This window comes from Pseudomonas sp. NPDC087598 (genome assembly GCF_044743525.1).
GTDB lineage: Bacteria > Pseudomonadota > Gammaproteobacteria > Pseudomonadales > Pseudomonadaceae > Aquipseudomonas.
Genome location: NZ_JBIUWQ010000044.1, coordinates 1 through 17,021, shown reverse-complemented (window position 1 = coordinate 17,021; position 17,021 = coordinate 1). Strand labels below are relative to the sequence as shown.

The 17,021-nt window shown below is 58.8% G+C and carries 18 protein-coding genes; 6 read left to right on the top strand and 12 right to left on the bottom strand.

The window, feature by feature from the left end; genetic code table 11:
• Positions 1-70: 70 nt before the first annotated feature.
• Both ACIOWE_RS21475 and ACIOWE_RS21470 read right to left on the bottom strand, forming a co-directional pair.
• The gene (locus tag ACIOWE_RS21475; protein ID WP_401395534.1) at positions 71-1,141 is read right to left on the bottom strand and encodes an AI-2E family transporter; all 1,071 of its coding nucleotides are present in this window, start codon (positions 1,139-1,141) and stop codon (positions 71-73) included.
• A 34-nt stretch (positions 1,142-1,175) separates the two neighbouring features.
• On the bottom strand, positions 1,176-2,234 hold the full coding sequence (locus ACIOWE_RS21470; protein ID WP_401395532.1) for a DUF2066 domain-containing protein: 1,059 nt from the start codon (positions 2,232-2,234) through the stop codon (positions 1,176-1,178).
• Between the two features lie 373 nt (positions 2,235-2,607).
• Here ACIOWE_RS21470 and purM point away from each other — a divergent pair, with 373 nt between their 5' ends.
• The 3 genes from purM to ACIOWE_RS21455 are packed head-to-tail and all read left to right on the top strand — an operon-like array spanning position 2,608 to position 5,038.
• On the top strand, positions 2,608-3,666 hold the full coding sequence (purM, locus tag ACIOWE_RS21465; RefSeq protein WP_103306611.1) for a phosphoribosylformylglycinamidine cyclo-ligase: 1,059 nt from the start codon (positions 2,608-2,610) through the stop codon (positions 3,664-3,666).
• Positions 3,666-4,316: a phosphoribosylglycinamide formyltransferase gene (gene purN, locus ACIOWE_RS21460; RefSeq protein ID WP_201239325.1), complete on the top strand. Its 651-nt coding sequence runs from the start codon at positions 3,666-3,668 to the stop codon at positions 4,314-4,316. The genes purM and purN overlap by 1 nt, the downstream gene beginning before the upstream one ends.
• Positions 4,317-4,324: 8 nt before the next feature.
• A complete protein-coding gene (locus tag ACIOWE_RS21455; RefSeq protein ID WP_201239324.1) occupies positions 4,325-5,038 on the top strand; it encodes a DUF3108 domain-containing protein in 714 nt (237 codons plus the stop codon).
• 192 nt (positions 5,039-5,230) lie between these two features.
• On the opposite strand, the gene ACIOWE_RS21450 is transcribed toward ACIOWE_RS21455, so the two are convergent.
• Complete coding sequence (locus ACIOWE_RS21450; protein ID WP_401395527.1) at positions 5,231-6,856, bottom strand: methyl-accepting chemotaxis protein; 1,626 nt, start codon at positions 6,854-6,856, stop codon at positions 5,231-5,233.
• A 130-nt stretch (positions 6,857-6,986) separates the two neighbouring features.
• A complete protein-coding gene (locus ACIOWE_RS21445; protein ID WP_401395525.1) occupies positions 6,987-8,042 on the bottom strand; it encodes an amidohydrolase family protein in 1,056 nt (351 codons plus the stop codon).
• Between the two features lie 128 nt (positions 8,043-8,170).
• Between ACIOWE_RS21445 and ACIOWE_RS21440 the strand changes: the two genes are divergently transcribed.
• Together ACIOWE_RS21440 and ACIOWE_RS21435 are read left to right on the top strand one after the other, a co-directional pair.
• Entirely contained in the window at positions 8,171-8,587 is a 417-nt protein-coding gene (locus ACIOWE_RS21440; protein ID WP_401395522.1) for an OsmC family protein, read from the top strand.
• Between the two features lie 61 nt (positions 8,588-8,648).
• Positions 8,649-9,512, top strand: coding sequence for a pirin family protein (locus tag ACIOWE_RS21435; RefSeq protein ID WP_401395520.1), 864 nt, complete (start codon positions 8,649-8,651; stop codon positions 9,510-9,512).
• A 133-nt stretch (positions 9,513-9,645) separates the two neighbouring features.
• On the opposite strand, the gene ACIOWE_RS21430 is transcribed toward ACIOWE_RS21435, so the two are convergent.
• The 4 genes from ACIOWE_RS21430 to ACIOWE_RS21415 form a co-directional block, all read right to left on the bottom strand.
• Entirely contained in the window at positions 9,646-10,374 is a 729-nt protein-coding gene (locus ACIOWE_RS21430) for a dienelactone hydrolase family protein (RefSeq protein ID WP_401395517.1), read from the bottom strand.
• 68 nt (positions 10,375-10,442) lie between these two features.
• Positions 10,443-12,347 (bottom strand): molecular chaperone HtpG, encoded by a 1,905-nt coding sequence (gene htpG / locus ACIOWE_RS21425; protein WP_201239320.1) that lies wholly within the window; start codon positions 12,345-12,347, stop codon positions 10,443-10,445.
• Between the two features lie 81 nt (positions 12,348-12,428).
• Positions 12,429-12,881: a PaaI family thioesterase gene (locus ACIOWE_RS21420; RefSeq protein ID WP_401395514.1), complete on the bottom strand. Its 453-nt coding sequence runs from the start codon at positions 12,879-12,881 to the stop codon at positions 12,429-12,431.
• Entirely contained in the window at positions 12,878-13,354 is a 477-nt protein-coding gene (locus ACIOWE_RS21415; protein ID WP_401395511.1) for a PaaI family thioesterase, read from the bottom strand. The genes ACIOWE_RS21420 and ACIOWE_RS21415 overlap by 4 nt, the downstream gene beginning before the upstream one ends.
• Before the next feature lie 158 nt (positions 13,355-13,512).
• On the opposite strand from ACIOWE_RS21415, the gene ACIOWE_RS21410 reads away from it, so the two are divergent.
• On the top strand, positions 13,513-13,749 hold the full coding sequence (locus ACIOWE_RS21410; RefSeq protein ID WP_401395508.1) for a hypothetical protein: 237 nt from the start codon (positions 13,513-13,515) through the stop codon (positions 13,747-13,749).
• A gap of 77 nt (positions 13,750-13,826) precedes the next feature.
• Here ACIOWE_RS21410 and ACIOWE_RS21405 read toward each other — a convergent pair whose 3' ends face one another.
• From ACIOWE_RS21405 to ACIOWE_RS21390, 4 genes are all read right to left on the bottom strand, one after another.
• Complete coding sequence (locus tag ACIOWE_RS21405; protein ID WP_401395505.1) at positions 13,827-14,228, bottom strand: MAPEG family protein; 402 nt, start codon at positions 14,226-14,228, stop codon at positions 13,827-13,829.
• Positions 14,228-14,965 (bottom strand): DUF599 domain-containing protein, encoded by a 738-nt coding sequence (locus ACIOWE_RS21400; RefSeq protein ID WP_401395502.1) that lies wholly within the window; start codon positions 14,963-14,965, stop codon positions 14,228-14,230. The genes ACIOWE_RS21405 and ACIOWE_RS21400 overlap by 1 nt, the downstream gene beginning before the upstream one ends.
• A gap of 187 nt (positions 14,966-15,152) precedes the next feature.
• Positions 15,153-16,466, bottom strand: a complete 1,314-nt coding sequence (gene brnQ, locus ACIOWE_RS21395; RefSeq protein ID WP_401395499.1) for a branched-chain amino acid transport system II carrier protein — start codon at positions 16,464-16,466, stop codon at positions 15,153-15,155.
• Positions 16,467-16,929: 463 nt separating this feature from the next.
• On the bottom strand, positions 16,930-17,021 hold a 92-nt coding region (locus tag ACIOWE_RS21390), incomplete at its 5' end, for a hypothetical protein (protein WP_400755829.1).

The window sequence follows — 17,021 nt, the reverse complement described above, 5'->3', positions numbered from 1 at the left end:
AGATTCTCTGACGCCAACACCTGCATGACACGGGCCAACCCGGCGATTCACCGGGTGGCCGTCATCGCCATTACAACTCGGGCTCGTCCGCCTTGTAGATGTCGGAATCCTTGTACAAGTCGTGTACGTGGCGCACCAGCACCATGATCACCGCCGCCACCGGCAGCGCCAGCAGGACACCGGTAAACCCGAACAGCTCGCCACCGGCCAGAATCGCAAAGATCACCGCCACCGGGTGCAGACCGATCCGGTCACCCACCAGCAAAGGTGTGAGCACCATGCCTTCCAGCGCTTGCCCGACCATGAACACCGCGACAATCCCGATCATCGGGTAAAGGTCCCCGCCGAACTGGAACAACCCGGCAATCAGTGCCGCGCCGATACCGATCACGAAGCCCATGTACGGCACGATCGCCGCGAGGCCCGCGATCAGGCCGATCAACAGCCCCAGCTCGAGACCGACAATCATCAGGCCCGCGGCGTAGATCACACCCAGCGCCAACATCACCAGCAACTGACCACGCACAAATGCCCCGAGCACTTCATGACATTCACCTGCCAGCGAGACGATGGTTGCTTCACGATCACGCGGCAGCAGGCTGCGGATCTTCGCCATCATCACGTCCCAGTCGCGCAGCAAGTAGAAACTCACCACCGGGATCAGCACCAGATTGGCCAGCCAGCCGATCAGCGCCAGGCTCGAAGCCGTTGCCTGACTCAGCACCACACTGACAATGTCGGTGGTCTGGCCCATGTGCTCACTGATGGCCGCTTTGACCTTGTCGAATTTCCAGAAGCCATCCGCCAAGCCAAGTTTCGCCTGCGCCCATGGCAATGCCGTGTGCTGCAACCAGTCGAGCATCTGCGGCGCCAGTTCGTACAGGCGCAGCAACTGTTTGGCGAGCATCGGCACCAGCACCAGCAACAGCGCGGTGACGATCAGGGTAAACAAGGCAAACACGGCGATCACGCCCCAGGTTCGCGACAGACCGAGCCGCTCCAGACGATCCACCAGCGGATCGAACAGATACGCCAGCAGCAGTGCCACCAGAAACGGCGTGAGGATCGGATGCAGCAACCATACAAACGCGCAAAGCAGGACTACCCCACCGAGCCAGAACCAACGCCGCGAATCGGCCATGTACCACTCCTGATGCTTCTATATAAGGAAAGACTTACCAGCGAAACCGCAACGACGGCGCCGCCGGTGTCGGGGCCGGCGCTGCAACTGGCGGAGCACCCGCCACTGCTGGCTGTGGCGCCGCCACTGGAGCTGGCGCTTCGGCGGGCAGCTCTTGCAACTTCGCCAGCGACAACTGCGCACGCATCTGATCAGCACTGCCATTGACCCGATAGACGATGCGATCGCCATCAACACTTTGCAGACGCATGCCGAACGGTTCGAGTAACCGCAGCAGCGTCGCATAACGCTCAAGATTCATGCCCTGCACTTCCAGGGTCTGCTGCCCCGAAGCCCCGGGCTTGGCAACAAAACGTGGTGCCAGACGCTCGGCCACCGCCAGCATCACCGCATCGGCCACGGCAGCCTGATCGGCGCCCTGCACGCTGCCTGCCTCCTTTTGATCACCCAGCCACAAGTGCCATTTGGCCTGCCACTGCCCGCCCTCTTCCCGCGCATGCACGGCCAGCAAGGCATCTGCGTTGTAGCGCTCCGAAGCCCCGCGCAACGGTGCCGGATCACTACCTTCCAATGCCGGCGCGGTGGCAACCAGTTGCTCACTCAGATCGGCCAGCGGCAAACGCAGCGGCAAACCCCGGTGCTGCGCCGCCGCCCGTAACGGTGCGGCTGCGGATTGACCGTCACCGACCAGGCTTGAACCTTCGGTGGAATCGTTCAGCCACCAGCTCAGGATCGACGGCCGACTGGCGCCCCACAAGGACAACCCGGCGCGGCGCAGGGCCTGCTCGGTGGTGCTCGGGTCGAAATCGACCTTCAGCACTTCCGGCGGCCCGGCATCAAAACCGAACTGACTGATGATCTGCTGCGGATCTTTGCGAATCGCCGCCAGCCCTGGATTCTGCGGGGCCTTTGGATCACCGGTGAGGCGCAGCACCAGCGTATCCAGCGCAGCCTGGGTGGCGCGATCACGTTCTTCCGGTGCCTGGCCGTGGACCGGCTCACGCACTTGAAAGAGGCCTTTGAGGTTTTCGGCATGACTTGCCAGGCTGACCACAGACAAACAGCCCACAAACAACAATTTACAAAAACGCATGGAAAATTCCCGTCGACAGGAGCGGCTGGAACAGGCCGCGTGAACCGGTTGAGCAAGGCTGTGACCCTCGGCCGTTGCAAAACATTCACACGGCGGCGGTAAGTTTTTGCACAGTGATAACGATAGACGGTTAATTGCCACACCTTATACAGGCAGCCAAGGGCCTCAATTGCAAAAAATTTCCACCGATATGCCCCTGCCCGTCGGTGCGAGGATGGCCGCTGCCCCTCAAGCCTGATAAAATCGCGCGCCTTCGCAGACCGGCAACAGCCGGGCACCTCGAAACTCGCGTGAGGCCATCGCCCTCTCGATTTCGATGTTCCCGCTGAACTCGGTCGTTACCCCTGAATCCCCTCCCCTAAAGGCCTGGATCATGAGCAAGCAACCCTCCCTGAGCTACAAGGACGCCGGTGTAGACATCGACGCCGGTGAAGCATTGGTCGAACGCATCAAGAGCGTCGCCAAGCGCACTGCGCGCCCGGAAGTCATGGGCGGCCTGGGCGGTTTCGGCGCCCTCTGCGAAATCCCGGCCGGCTACAAGCAGCCTGTACTGGTTTCCGGCACCGACGGCGTCGGCACCAAGCTGCGTCTGGCGCTGAACCTGAACAAGCACGACAGCATCGGTATCGACCTGGTTGCGATGTGCGTGAACGACCTCGTCGTTTGCGGCGCTGAGCCACTGTTCTTCCTCGACTACTACGCCACCGGCAAACTCAACGTCGACACGGCTGCCCAGGTTGTTACCGGCATCGGCGCTGGCTGCGAACTGTCCGGCTGCTCGCTGGTCGGCGGCGAAACCGCTGAAATGCCAGGCATGTACGAAGGCGAAGACTACGACCTGGCCGGCTTCTGCGTCGGCGTCGTGGAAAAAGCCGAAATCATCGACGGCTCGAAAGTCGCCACCGGTGACGCGCTGATCGCGCTGCCATCGTCCGGCCCGCACTCCAACGGCTACTCGCTGATCCGCAAGATCATCGAAGTGTCCGGTGCCGACATCGAAACCATCCAGCTCGACGGCAAACCGCTGACCGACCTGCTGATGGCCCCGACCCGCATCTACGTGAAGCCGCTGCTCAAGCTGATCAAGGACACCGGCGCCGTCAAAGCCATGGCCCACATCACCGGTGGTGGCCTGCTCGACAACATCCCGCGCGTTCTGCCAAAAGGCGCTCAGGCCGTGGTTGACGTGGCCAGCTGGACTCGCCCGGCCGTCTTCGACTGGCTGCAAGAGCAAGGCAACGTTGACGAGACCGAAATGCACCGCGTCCTGAACTGCGGCGTCGGCATGGTCATCTGTGTGGCTCAGGAGCACGTTGAAGTCGCCCTGAACACCCTGCGTGACGCTGGCGAGCAACCTTGGGTCATCGGCCAGATCGCCGTAGCCGCTGAAGGCGCTGCTCAGGTCGAGCTGAAAAACCTTAAGGCTCATTAATGTCCGCAACCTGTGATGTCGTGGTGCTGTTGTCCGGCACCGGCAGTAACTTGCAGGCCTTGATCGACAGCACGCGGACCGGCGACAGCCCGGTTCGCATCGCTGCGGTGATTTCCAACCGCGCCGACGCCTACGGCCTGCAACGCGCCAGTGACGCGGGTATCGCCACCCGCTCGCTGGATCACAAGGCATTCGAAGGTCGCGAGGCCTTCGACGCTGCCCTGATCGAACTGATCGACGAATTCAATCCGAAGCTCGTGGTACTGGCCGGTTTCATGCGCATTCTCAGCGCTGACTTCGTTCGCCACTATCAGGGTCGCCTGCTCAACATCCATCCGTCGCTGCTGCCCAAATACAAAGGGTTACACACTCATCAGCGCGCGCTGGAGGCCGGCGACACGGAACACGGCTGCTCCGTACACTTCGTCACCGAGGAACTCGATGGCGGACCACTGGTCGTACAGGCAGTATTACCGGTAGAGTTGCACGACACGCCGCAGAGTCTGGCGCAGCGAGTGCATGTTCAGGAACACCTGATCTATCCGATGGCAGTACGCTGGTTTGCCGAAGGGCGACTGGCACTCGGTGAGCAAGGTGCTTTACTGGATGGCCAGTTACTCGCGGCCAGCGGCCACTTGATTCGACACTAGGAGATATTATGCGTCGCGCCCTGCTCTTCGCTTGCGCACTGCTCGCCCTGCCTTTCGCGCAGGCTGCAGACCTTCAACCGTTCTCCGCCAGCTACACCGCCGACTGGAAGCAGTTGCCCATGAGCGGTACCGCTGAACGCAGCCTGACCAAGGAAGCCAACGGCGTCTGGAAACTCAGCTTCAAGGCATCGATGATGATCGCCAGCCTGAGTGAAGAAAGCACCCTGACCCTGGACAAGGACACCTTGCTGCCGCAGTCCTACCACTTTGAACGTGGTGGTCTGGGCAAAGCCAAGAAAGCTGATCTGGATTTCGACTGGAACAGCAAAATGGTCACCGGCACCGACCGTGGCGACGCGGTGAAAATCCCGCTGAACCGTGGCATGGTCGACAAGTCGACCTATCAACTGGCACTGCAACATGACGTGGCTGCCGGCAAGAAGACCATGAGCTATCAAGTGGTTGATGACGGCGAAGTCGATACCTACGACTTCCGCGTCCTGGGCTCGGAAAAAGTCGAGACCAAGGCTGGCAAGATCGACGCAATCAAGGTCGAGCGCGTGCGCGACCCGACACAAAGCAAGCGCACCACCGTCCTCTGGTTCGCCAAGGATTGGGATTACCTGCTGGTCCGCCTGCAACAGGTTGAAACCGACGGCAAGGAGTACAACATCATGCTCCAGGACGGTACGGTCAACGGCAAGGCTGTCAAAGGCAGCTGATCCGATGGATGTGAAAAGCCCCGCAGATGCGGGGCTTTTTATTGCCTGCGATTTCTGCAACGACACCAATCCCCTGTGGGAGCGAGCCTGCTCGCGAAAGCGGAGTGCCAGCCACTGAAAAATTTGACCGAACGGACGCCTTCGCGAGCAGGCTCGCTCCCACAAAGAGCAGTTACAGCTCAGAAAGCGACCTCAGACCGAGAACTTCGCCACCATATTGTTCAAATCCACCGCCAGCCGTGACAGCTCCTGACTCGCCGCACTGGTCTGATTCGCCCCCGCCGACGTCTGCATGGCCAGATCACGAATATTCATCAGATTGCGATCCACCTCCCGCGCCACCGCCGCCTGCTCCTCAGAAGCACTGGCGATCACCAGATTGCGTTCATTGATCAGCGTGAACGCCGATGCGATCTCCTCCAGCGCAGTCCCGGCAGCCTTGGCCAACTCCAGCGTCGAACGCGCCCGAACATTACTCTGCTGCATCGAACTGACCGCCGAATCGGTGCCTTGCTGAATGCCGCCAATCATCTGCTCGATTTCCTGCGTCGATTGCTGCGTGCGATGCGCCAGCGCCCGCACCTCATCCGCCACCACCGCAAACCCGCGCCCGGCATCACCAGCCCGCGCCGCTTCAATCGCCGCGTTCAGCGCCAGCAGATTAGTCTGCTCGGCAATCGAGCGAATCACGTCCAACACTTTGCTGATGCCATGAACCTTCTGTGCCAGGTCCTCCACCTGACCGGCATTGCTGGTCACATCCTCAGCCAGGAGCTCAATCGACGACACCGTCTGCTGCACCTGCTCACGGCCGTGCTGGGCAATCCGATCGGATTCACGCGACGCCTCAGAGGTCGCCACCGCGTTGCTGGCCACCTCCTCCACCGCCGCCGTCATCTGATTCACTGCCGTGGCCGCTTGCTCGATTTCCAGACTCTGTTGATGCAATCCGCGCGTGGCGTCTTCGGTAACGCAGCTCAGCTCTTCCGAAGCCGAGGCCAGTTGGCTGGAAGACTCCGAAATCTGCCGAATGGTGTCACGCAGATTGTGCTGCATGCTTTTCAGCGCTTGCAGCAGCCGCGCCGGTTCGTCCTTGCCGGAGATATTGATGTCGCCAGTCAGATCGCCGCCCGCCACCACTTCCGCCACACCCAACGATTGCGCCAGCGGTAGCACGATGCTGCGGGTCAACAGCAGCGCCAGACCGATGGTGATCAATGCCGTGACACCGATCATGACCCCGACCCACACCCGCGAATGGGTGAACACCAGCCGCGCAGCTTCAGTGGCCAGGTTGGCATTGTGCTTATTGAGTTCGACAAGCTCTTTCAAGGTAACCGCCATGTCGTCGGCCAACGGGCTCATCTCACCATTGAGAATCGCTGCGGCTTCTTCCACTCGATTCTGCGCAGACAGCTGCATGACTTGCGCCTGGAACTCGAGGTACTTGTGCTCGGCGACCTTGAAGCGATCAAACAGCTTGCGCTCCTCGGGCAGCACTATCAGCACGTCATAACGCTGCTGGGCTTCACTCAGCACGCCGCGCAGTTCATTGAGCTTGGCGACATTCTGCGCCAATGCCTGCGGATCGCGATTGAGCAACAGGCGCATGGTCAGCGCCCGCAGGCGCAACATGTCCTGACTCATCTCGCCGACGGCCATCACACTCGGCAGCCAGTTGTTGTCGACCTCATCGGACTGCGCACGCATGTTCGACATTTGCAGCAGGGCGAACGCGCCGAGGGCAAATACCATCAGGGCCAACAGACCAAAACCCAGTCCGGCGCGCGGGGCAATATTGAGACTACGAATACTCATTGCTCTGGTTCCTTCCAAAAGCGCTGCATCAACCCTGCAGCTGGTTGCTGTAGAAGGTATCGGCCCGGCGAGAATTTGCGTAAGACGAAAAAGTGATATCAAAAGGCCTTAATACTTCGAACACTCGGCATTAACGATTCAGCGCGGTTTTGCCGGACTTGAACTCCGTTCGCGGCAAGATCGCCAGAAAGTTGTCCCGCGCCACTTTGCGGGCGACGTCTTCCGGCAATGCGTCAAGGAAAGGCGTGAAGCTGCGCATTTCCTGACCGAGCTTGTTGAAACGCCCTACGACGTCCGAACCGAGCATGAAACGCTCCGGGTATTTCTCCACCAGCGCCAGCCATTCCGCACGCGGCTTGCCCTGTTCGTCCAGCAGATAGGGCGTGAGCATGCTCCACGACAAGTCGATAAACAGATTCGGATAAGCCTCAAGCATCCGCGTGAGGGTGGGCAGGAGAAAGTCCAGTTGCGTCTGATGCCGATGAATTTCGGCACTGGTACCGGCGTGGGCCCAGATAAACCGTGTGTGCGGGTGATTGCGCAGCGGTTCTTCGACTTCCTGCAAATACAGCGGATTCTTCTCGCGCTTGGAGGTGATATTGGAGTGCAGCATCACCGGCAGATCATTTTCCGCCGCCAAGTGATAAATCCTGGTCATCGCCTCATTGTTGGCGCGCGGCGTGTCACCAGCGGTGAGCGCCGTCAGGTCGTCATGCCGGGTAAACACTTCGCCAATGCCTTGCCACAATCCCGGATACAGATCGAGCATGCGCTGAATGTGCGCGGCGGAATTCTTGTCGTTGGGGTTGAAGCCGGAAAGAAATGGATGAAAGTACCGGCGCTGCTCAGGCGTCAGTTTTTGCACTGCATCGGCGACGATCACGTCGGTGGCGCTGTACCAATAGGCATCAGCGTCATCACCGGCGTAATAACGCGGGCGCTTGGGTTCGTCTTCGTGCCACTTCTTCGCCACAGGGATGCCGGAAATCATCACGTGCTCGACTGAGCTTTCTTTCATCGCCGTCAGCAGTTTCGCCATGCCGGCAGTTTCCTGGAAAAAATCCACGTAGTGCAGGTGCGCATCGCTGTAGGTGTATTCGCGGGCGCTGACATGACCGGAGAACACCAGGAGGCAGGCGAGACTCAAACGAAACAGGGACACAATTAATCTCCGACAAGTAGGCATAGCCTAGACCCCGCCCTGACGACAAGGGTTCATCCCGCAGGAAAGTGGAACGCGTGCCGGTGGGAATGCTCTATAACTTCAAGGTCTTTTTTGATCGAACGACTTTTCCTACTGCTTGCGAGGTTCACATGACTGTTACCGTCAATACCGTCTCCGCTGAAGGTTTTCGTCACACCGTACAGATTGATGACCACGAACTGTTTGCCGACGTACCGAAATCTGCCGGTGGCGAAGGCTCGGCACCTGAGCCGCACGATTACTTCGACGCCGCCCTCGGTGCCTGCAAGGCCCTGACCTTGAAGATGTACGCAAAAAAGAAAGACATCCCGCTGACCGGCGTGGGCGTCGAAGTGAAACGCGACAACAGTGAGGAACAGAAAGGCAAATACGCCCTGCACGTCACCCTCACCCTGAAAGGTGTACTCACTGATTCCCAGCGTGAAGAACTGCTGCGTGTCGCCGACCGTTGCCCGATCCACAAGCTGATGACCACCAGCGAAGTGACCATCGAAACCCACGCCCCACAAGGCTTTGACAGCCAGTAATCACTAGAGCGCCAGCGGCGGGTTATGCTTCTGGCATCACCCGCTCAGCCTGGAATGCACCATGGACACGCAACCTCTGATCATCCGCCCGCGCGCCGAAGACGTCGAAGGCCAGCCGATTCTGCGCCCGTTGCCGTCAGCCAAATGCCGCAGCGTCGGGCCTTTCGTGTTTTTCGACCACATGCTCGAAACGGTGTATCCGACCGGCAAAGGCATGAACATCCGACAGCACCCGCACATTGGTCTGTCGACCCTCACGTATTTGTTTGCAGGGCAGATCCAGCACAAGGACAGCCTCGGCTCCGATCAGGTGGTCAGCGCCGGCGATGTCAGCTGGATGACCGCCGGCAGCGCCATCGCTCATGTTGAACGCACGCCTGGGCCGCTGTGGGATCAGAGCTTCACCATGCACGGTCTGCAAATCTGGCTGGCTTCGCCCAGGGATCATGAGCAAGGTCCCGGGTATTACAGCCATCACCCGGCAGCAACCTTGCCGGTCAGCGATAACCTCGGCGTGCAGATCCGCATGATTGCCGGGTCAGGCTTTTGTCTGGAATCACCGGTGCCGGTGCTTTCTCCTACGCTGTACGCCGAAGTGAAGATGCAAACCGCGACCACACTGCTGATCCCCACCGAACATGAAGAACGCGCGGTGTACGTGTTGAGTGGTGATGCGCAGTTGAATGGCGAAGCGATCGAGCCGCACGCGCTGGTGGTGTTGCCGGCCGGGGAAGAGATGAGCCTGTTTGCCGACAGCGATGTTCATGCCGTGGTATTCGGCGGTGCGTCGCTGGACGGGCCTCGGCGGATCAACTGGAATTTTGTTGCAAGCGATCCGGCGGCGATTGATGAGGCACGGCGCAAGTGGGCGGCCGGGGATTGGCCGACGGTGCCGGGTGAAGTCGAGCGGATTGAATTGCCCTGAGTTTTGTATCGCCTGAAAAATCGCCATCGCGAGCAGGCTCACTCCTACAGGGGAACGCATTCCAACTGTAGGAGTGAGCCTGCTCGCGATGAGGCCAGGTCAGACACCACAGAATGGGCGCCTGACAACTGAATCAGCCCTTGAAGACTTCATCCAGCAAATCATGCATCGACTTGAATGCGCGCTTGGCGGTCTTCTCGTCGTACATCATCTTGCCCGGCACATTGGCGTGCGGATCGGTAAACGAGTGCACCGCACCGCCGTAGCTCAGCAACTGCCAATCGACGTTCGCGGCGTTCATCTCGTCTTCAAATGCCGGCAACTGCTCTTTCGGCACCAACGGATCGGAAGCACCGTGCAGCACCAGCACCGAGCCTTTGATGTTCTGCGCATCTGCAGGATTCGGCGAATCCAGTGTGCCGTGGAACGCAACCGCCGCTTTCACCGCCGCGCCAGTGCGCGCCAGATCCAGCGCACAGCAACCGCCAAAACAGAAACCGAAGACTGCCAGTTTCGAGGTATCGACTGCCGCTTCGCCCTGCTTCTGCAATTGCTCGAAAGAAGCCTGCATACGCTTGCGCAACAGCGCCCTATCGTTCTTCAACGGCATCATCGCCGCGCCAGCCTGATCGGCGTTTTGCGGGCGTACGGCCTGGCCGTAAATGTCAGCGATCAACACCACATAGCCCTTGGCCGCCACCGACTTGGCGATCTCTTCGGCACCGGCGCTGACGCCCATCCAGTTCGGCGCCATCAACAGGCCCGGGCGCGCGCCTTTGTGCTCGGCGTCGAACGCCAGACGACCTTCATACGGCTGGCCGTCAATCTGATAGATCACGGAACGTACAGTGACTTGGCTCATTTCTGACTCCTGATTGCTTAAACACCAGAATGAAAAAACCCGCCGAAGCGGGTTTTTCTACAACTTGATTAAACCGACAGTTCAACCAGCAGCTTGTTCAGACGGCGCACATACGCGGCCGGATCCTTCAAGCTGTCGCCAGCCGCCAGGGCTGCCTGATCGAAGAGGATGTGCGACAGGTCGCCAAAACGCTCTTCGCTCTGCTCGCCGTCGAGTTTCTCGATCAGCGGGTGGCTCGGGTTGAATTCGAAAATCGGTTTCGAATCCGGCACTTTCTGACCGCTGGCTTCGAGGATCTGACGCATTTGCAGACCCAGGTCCTGTTCGCCAATGGCCAGAATGGCCGGCGAGTCGGTCAGACGATGGGAGACGCGGACTTCAGCCACGGAATCGCCCAGCGCAGTTTTCAGACGCTCGACCAGACCTTCTTTGGACTTGGCGACTTCTTCTGCAGCCTTCTTGTCCTCTTCCGAGTCCAGGTTGCCCAGATCGAGGTCACCGCGCGCCACGTCGACAAAAGTCTTGCCGTCGAACTCGCTGAGGTAGCTCATCAGCCACTCGTCAATACGGTCGGTCAGCAGCAGCACTTCGATGCCTTTCTTGCGGAAGACCTCCAGGTGCGGGCTGTTCTTGACCTGCGCGTAGGTTTCGCCGGTGAGGTAGTAGATCTTGTCCTGACCTTCCTTGGCGCGTGCCAGGTAGTCAGCCAGACCGACGATCTGCTCGCCGTCGTCGCCGTTGGTCGATGCGAAACGCAGCAGACCGGCAATTTTTTCCTTGTTGGCGAAATCCTCTGCCGGGCCTTCTTTCATGACCTGACCGAAGTTTTTCCAGAAGCCTTTGTATTGCTCAGGCTCGTTCTTCGCCAGTTTTTCCAGCATGTCGAGCACACGCTTGGTCAGCGCAGTCTTCATCGAATCGATGATCGGGTCTTTCTGCAGGATCTCACGCGACACGTTCAGCGACAGGTCGTTGGAATCGACCACGCCTTTGATGAAACGCAGGTACAGCGGCAGGAACGACTCGGCCTGATCCATCACGAACACGCGTTGCACGTAGAGCTTCAGGCCTTTCGGCGCTTCACGCTGATACAGGTCGAACGGTGCACGGGCCGGCACGTACAGCAGCGAGCTGTATTCGAGCTTGCCTTCGACTTTGTTGTGGCTCCAGGCCAACGGATTTTCAAAGTCGTGAGCGATGTGTTTGTAGAACTCCTGGTATTCCTCGTCCTTCACTTCAGTGCGAGGACGGGTCCACAGGGCGCTGGCGCGGTTGACGGTTTCCCATTCAACGGCTGGCTGCTCTTCACCCTCGGCGGCCGTCACTTCTTTCGGCAGCTCGATTGGCAAAGCGATGTGGTCGGAGTACTTCTTGATGATGTTGCGCAGGCGCCAGCCATCAGCGAACTCGTCTTCAGCCGCTTTCAGGTGCAAAACGATGCGGGTGCCGCGCTCTGGTTTTTCGATGGTGGCGACTTCGAATTCGCCCTCGCCTTTCGACGACCAGTGCACGCCTTCGCTGGCCGGGGTGCCGGCGCGACGGCTATACACGTCAACCTGGTCGGCAACGATGAACGCCGAGTAGAAGCCCACACCGAACTGACCGATCAGGTGCGAATCCTTCTTCTGATCGCCCGACAGATTCTTCATGAAATCGGCGGTGCCCGACTTGGCGATGGTCCCCAGGTGGGTGATCACATCGTCACGGTTCATGCCGATACCGTTGTCTTCGAGGGTGACGGTCTTGGCGTCCTTGTCGAAGCTCACGCGGATTTTCAGATCCGCACCACCTTCGAGCAACTCAGGCTTGGCCAGGGCTTCGAAGCGCAGCTTGTCGACAGCGTCAGAGGCGTTCGAGATCAATTCGCGAAGGAAGATTTCCTTGTTGGAATACAGCGAATGGATCATGAGGTGCAGCAGCTGCTTTACCTCGGTCTGGAAGCCCAGGGTTTCCTTTTGAGTTTCCACACTCATGGTCATCAAACTCCAATCAGATGGCAGTGGCCGCGACCCAAATGGTCGGCGGCGGGTTGTCATCAGAGTTTGGGGCAGTGTTCAGGATTTCAAGGGCTCTTCAATTTTGAAGTGCGCGCGGGCGGTGGCAATCGGTTCGCCTTCGGTGCTTTGCCAGGCCGTGACCGCCACGTTCGCCACCCGCCGCCCCTGGCGGCACACCTGACATTTGGCCCATGTGTCACGAAACTGCCCGGCGCGCAGGTAATCGAGAGAGAAGTCGATGATCTTCGGCACCCCCGGTGTCCCGGTGAAGATCAACAGATGCAGGGCCGCCGCCAGCTCCATGAACCCGGCGATCACACCGCCGTGAATCGCCGGCAATAAAGGGTTACCAATGTTGTCCTTGTTTGCCGGCAGCTTGAACAGCAATTCGTCACCGACGCGTGAGCATTCAATGCCGATCAGTCCGGCATACGGGATCAATTTCAGCAACGGCGCATAGTCGCCCTGTGCATGGGCCTGTTGCAGTTGATCCTTGAGATCGTTGCTCATTGACCTTCTCCCTTGATCGCGCCGCCGAAACCTTTGGTGCCTTTTATATTTTTGCCCATGCGCATGAAGGTGCCGACGACATGGGCGATCGGCTGTTCGGGATCATCCTGATAGGCAAAGCCGCGGGCAAAGATCACATCAGTCGTGACCCGATAGCACTGGGCGAAGCCGTAGACATCTTTGTCGGGCTCGGCGGCGTGCATGTAGTCGATGCGCAGGTCGAGGGTCGGACAGACTTCGAATTCCGCCAGCACACACAGCGTGGACATGCCGCAGGCCGTGTCCATCAAGGAGGTGATTGCCCCACCGTGAATGACGCCAGTCTGCGGATTGCCGACGATTTGCGGACTGTACGGCAGGATCACGGTAAGGCCTTCGCTGGAGGCGCTGTGCACCCTCAGACCCAGTACCTGACAGTGGCGCAACGCCGAAAGAAATCGTGTCGCACGCTCAAAAACGGGGTTTTCGGCCATTTGATAATTACTCTCGTTAGAGCCTTGTGCCAGTAGTAACAAATACAACAAAAGTTCCGTGTAAAAACAAACTTATATATCTGAAAGAAATGAGGAACTTAACGTTGCGGGCAACGTTCTTAAGGCCAGTAGTTATTTTCCATAAGGAGAAACACCCCATGCGTAAGACTTTAGCTATTGCCTTGATGTTGACCGCTTCCCTCGGTCTCGCTGCCTGCGATAAAAAATCCGAGGACAAAGCTCAAGATGCCAACCAACATGCTGAGCAGGCTCAGCAGAAAATGAATGACGCTCAGAATAAAGTGAACGACGCGGCGAAAGAAAACGCCGAAGCCGCCAAAGATCAGGCTGAATCGAATCAAGCTGCTCAAGAAGAAGCTGCCAAGAAGCAATAATTCGCTTCTGCTGCTCAAAAAAGAAAACCCGCCTGGTGCGGGTTTTCTTTTGTCTGTCATTTTTCGGTAATGCCTGGTTAGAGCAAAACCGTTCTAAAAGTCGGACTAATCATTAGCAGCAACGAACACACTAAGCCAACTAACCAGACCAGGCTGCGCAGTTTGGGAAGATCAGCCAGGTAGAACCACAAGTAGATGATCCGGGCGATAACAAAAATGATCGCCAAGGCATCGATCAACCATCCCTGGGTTTGCGTGGTATGCGCCATCAGCACACCAACTGCGAACAGGATGAACGCCTCGATACTGTTCTGGTGCGCCGCCAGCGCCCTCGCCCCATAACCGGTGAGTTGCGCCTTCTGTTGGCGTGGCAAGTGATTGTTGTAACCACCCTGCTCTTTCATGGCCTTGCCCACCGGCAGGCGCGCGATGTAGATCAACAATGCACTGATAAACACACACCAGAACGGAATACTCATCAAACGACCTCTTTGTTCGCCTCGGGGATGGGCGCCTCTGTAGGGGTATAGACCATTACATCAAGAACGTCGGAATGAAACTCGCGGCGGTACAACACCAGCACCACGCCCGCACTCATCAGCATGAACAGCCACGGGCTGACAAACCACGCCAGCATGGTCATGCCGAAATAATAGGAACGCAGACCGAAGTTGAACTGGTTGGCCGCCATGGAAATCACCCGGGCCGCCCGTGACGCAAACGCCTTGCGCTCCTGCTCCGACACATGCCGCTCACCCACCATCGGCGCCGACCCCACCAGCACGGCGGCAAAGTTGTACTGACGCATGCACCAACTGAACGTGAAGAACGCGTAGACAAACACCAGCGCCAGGCACAGCAACTTGATCTCCGACATGCCCTGCGAGGCCTGCTGCACCATCGGGATGTCAGCCAGCAGCGACACCGCCCGCTCGGATGCACCGAGCACGGTGAGAATACCGGCAAGGATAATCAGGGTGCTGGAAGCGAAGAACGAGGCGTTGCGCTCCAGGTTGCCGATCACACTGGCGTCGGCAATACGGTTATCACGCAGCAACATCCGGCGCATCCAGTCTTCACGGTAGAGATGCAACACGCTGGCCAGACACGCGGTGTCGCGAGCCTTCCAGCTGGCGTAACGGGTGTAACCGCCCCAGCAGATGACAAACCAGAGTGCGGCGAGCAGGTGGATCAGGTTGGCTTGGATGAACGACATGCAATTCCTTGTGGAGTGTGAACACGGGACCTGTGGGGGTGAGCCTGCATAAAAGCGATGCAGTTGCTTCGACGCTAGCTCAAGGAAAAAGACACTCCCTGACGCCCATAAAAAATGCCCCGTATCGATTGATACGGGGCATTTCTGTTTAAGCGTTCAAGACCCGCTTGTGGCGGGTCACGATGCTTTAAGCAATGGCTTCGCTGCGCTTGCCCAGCAGGCGATCGCAAATGACTGCGACGACCAGGGTCATCACGCACGGCACCAGCCATGCCAGACCTTGCTCGCTCAGCGGCAGGTGGGACAGTTGCGAAGGCATCCAGTCAGCGAGACCGGCGCCTTTCAGCGCATCGATGGTGCCGAACAGGAACGACACCAGCATCACCGGGCCGAGAATGCGCCCATGTTCATGCCAGAAGTCTTTGCAGAAGCTCAGCGCCACCAGCACGATGCACGGCGGATAGATCGCGGTGAGCACCGGGATCGAGAACGCAATCAGCTTGGTCAGGCCCAGGTTGGACACCAGCAACGAGAACGCCGCCAGGATGATCACCAGCGTCTTGTAGGACAGCGGCACCACACGGCTGAAGTATTCGGCACAGGCGCAGGTCAGACCAACTGCCGTCACCAGACACGCCAGCGAAATCAGAACCGCGAGGAAACCACTGCCCAGCGAACCGAAGGTGTGTTGCACATAAGCGTGCAGTACCGCCGCGCCGTTGGTGGCACCGACCGCCACTTCATGACTGCCGGAACCGAGACGGAACAGGCTGACATACACCAGCGCCAGACCAACACCGGCAATCAACCCGGCGATGATCGCGTAACGGGTGATCAGCGCAGGCGACTCGACGCCACGGGAGCGGATCGCGTTAACGATGACGATACCGAACACCAGGGCGCCGAGGGTATCCATGGTCAGGTAACCATTGATGAACCCCTGGGAGAACGGTGCCGCCACGTATTCCGCTGTGCCCTGACCGATGTCGCCGGCCGGCAAGGCGAATGCAGCGATGCCCAGTACCGCCAGCGCGATGATCTTCAGCGGTGCGAGGAAGCGCCCGACGGTGTCCAGCAAACGGCCCGGGTAGAGCGAGATGAAGAACACCAGCAGGAAGTACACCGAGCTGTAGAGGAACAGCGCCAGCGGACTTTCGCCGGCCAGCGGCGCCAGGCCCACTTCAAACGACACGGTCGCGGTACGCGGTGTCGCGAACAGCGGACCGACCGCCAGATAGCACGCGGCAGCCAGAATGCCGCCAGCGACCTTGCCGATCGGGCTGCTCAGTGCATCCATCGCCCCACCGACCTTGGCCAGTGCAACGACGGTGATCACCGGCAAACCGACCGCGGTGATCAGAAAGCCCAGCGCCGCCATCCAGACGTGCGGTCCGGCCTGCAAACCGACGATAGGCGGGAAGATGATGTTGCCGGCCCCGACGAACAGGGCAAATGTCATAAAACCAAGTGCCAGGATGTCCTGACCTTTCAAAACTTTCATTAAGGAAACCACACTCTGAATCGGAATTTAGGAGGGGATTTCCCTGTGAGGTTAGGGAAATGCTGTCGATCCGTATGGGATCAACCCGTTTAGCGCGTTGCATGCCTTGTGGGCGGCAGACGCAAAAATGGCTGCTAGCCTAACGAATTTGTCTGACAAACGCACTGTTAGAGGGCGAACTATCCGATACGCGACGTGTCTTTGTCGCGTTTACGTATCTATTTTTCATAACCGGAACCCTGTGGCGAGGGAGCTTGCTCCCGCTCGACTGCGCAGCAGGCGCAAAAACCAGTTACCTTTTGGTACCAGACAAAACTCCGTCGCCTGAGTTGGGGCCGCTTCGCAGCCCAGCGGGAGCAAGCTCCCTCGCCACAAAAGCCTGCTCAAAACCCTTTAAGCCAGAAACGACAAAGGCCACCCGAAGGTGGCCTTTGTTTGGTGAAGCGTCAGCTAAGCGCGAGGCTTACTTGACAGCCCAACCAGTCAGCTCGGCCAAGGCCTTGCCGATGTCTGCCAGCGAACGCACGGTTTTTACGCCTGCGTCTTGCAGTGCAG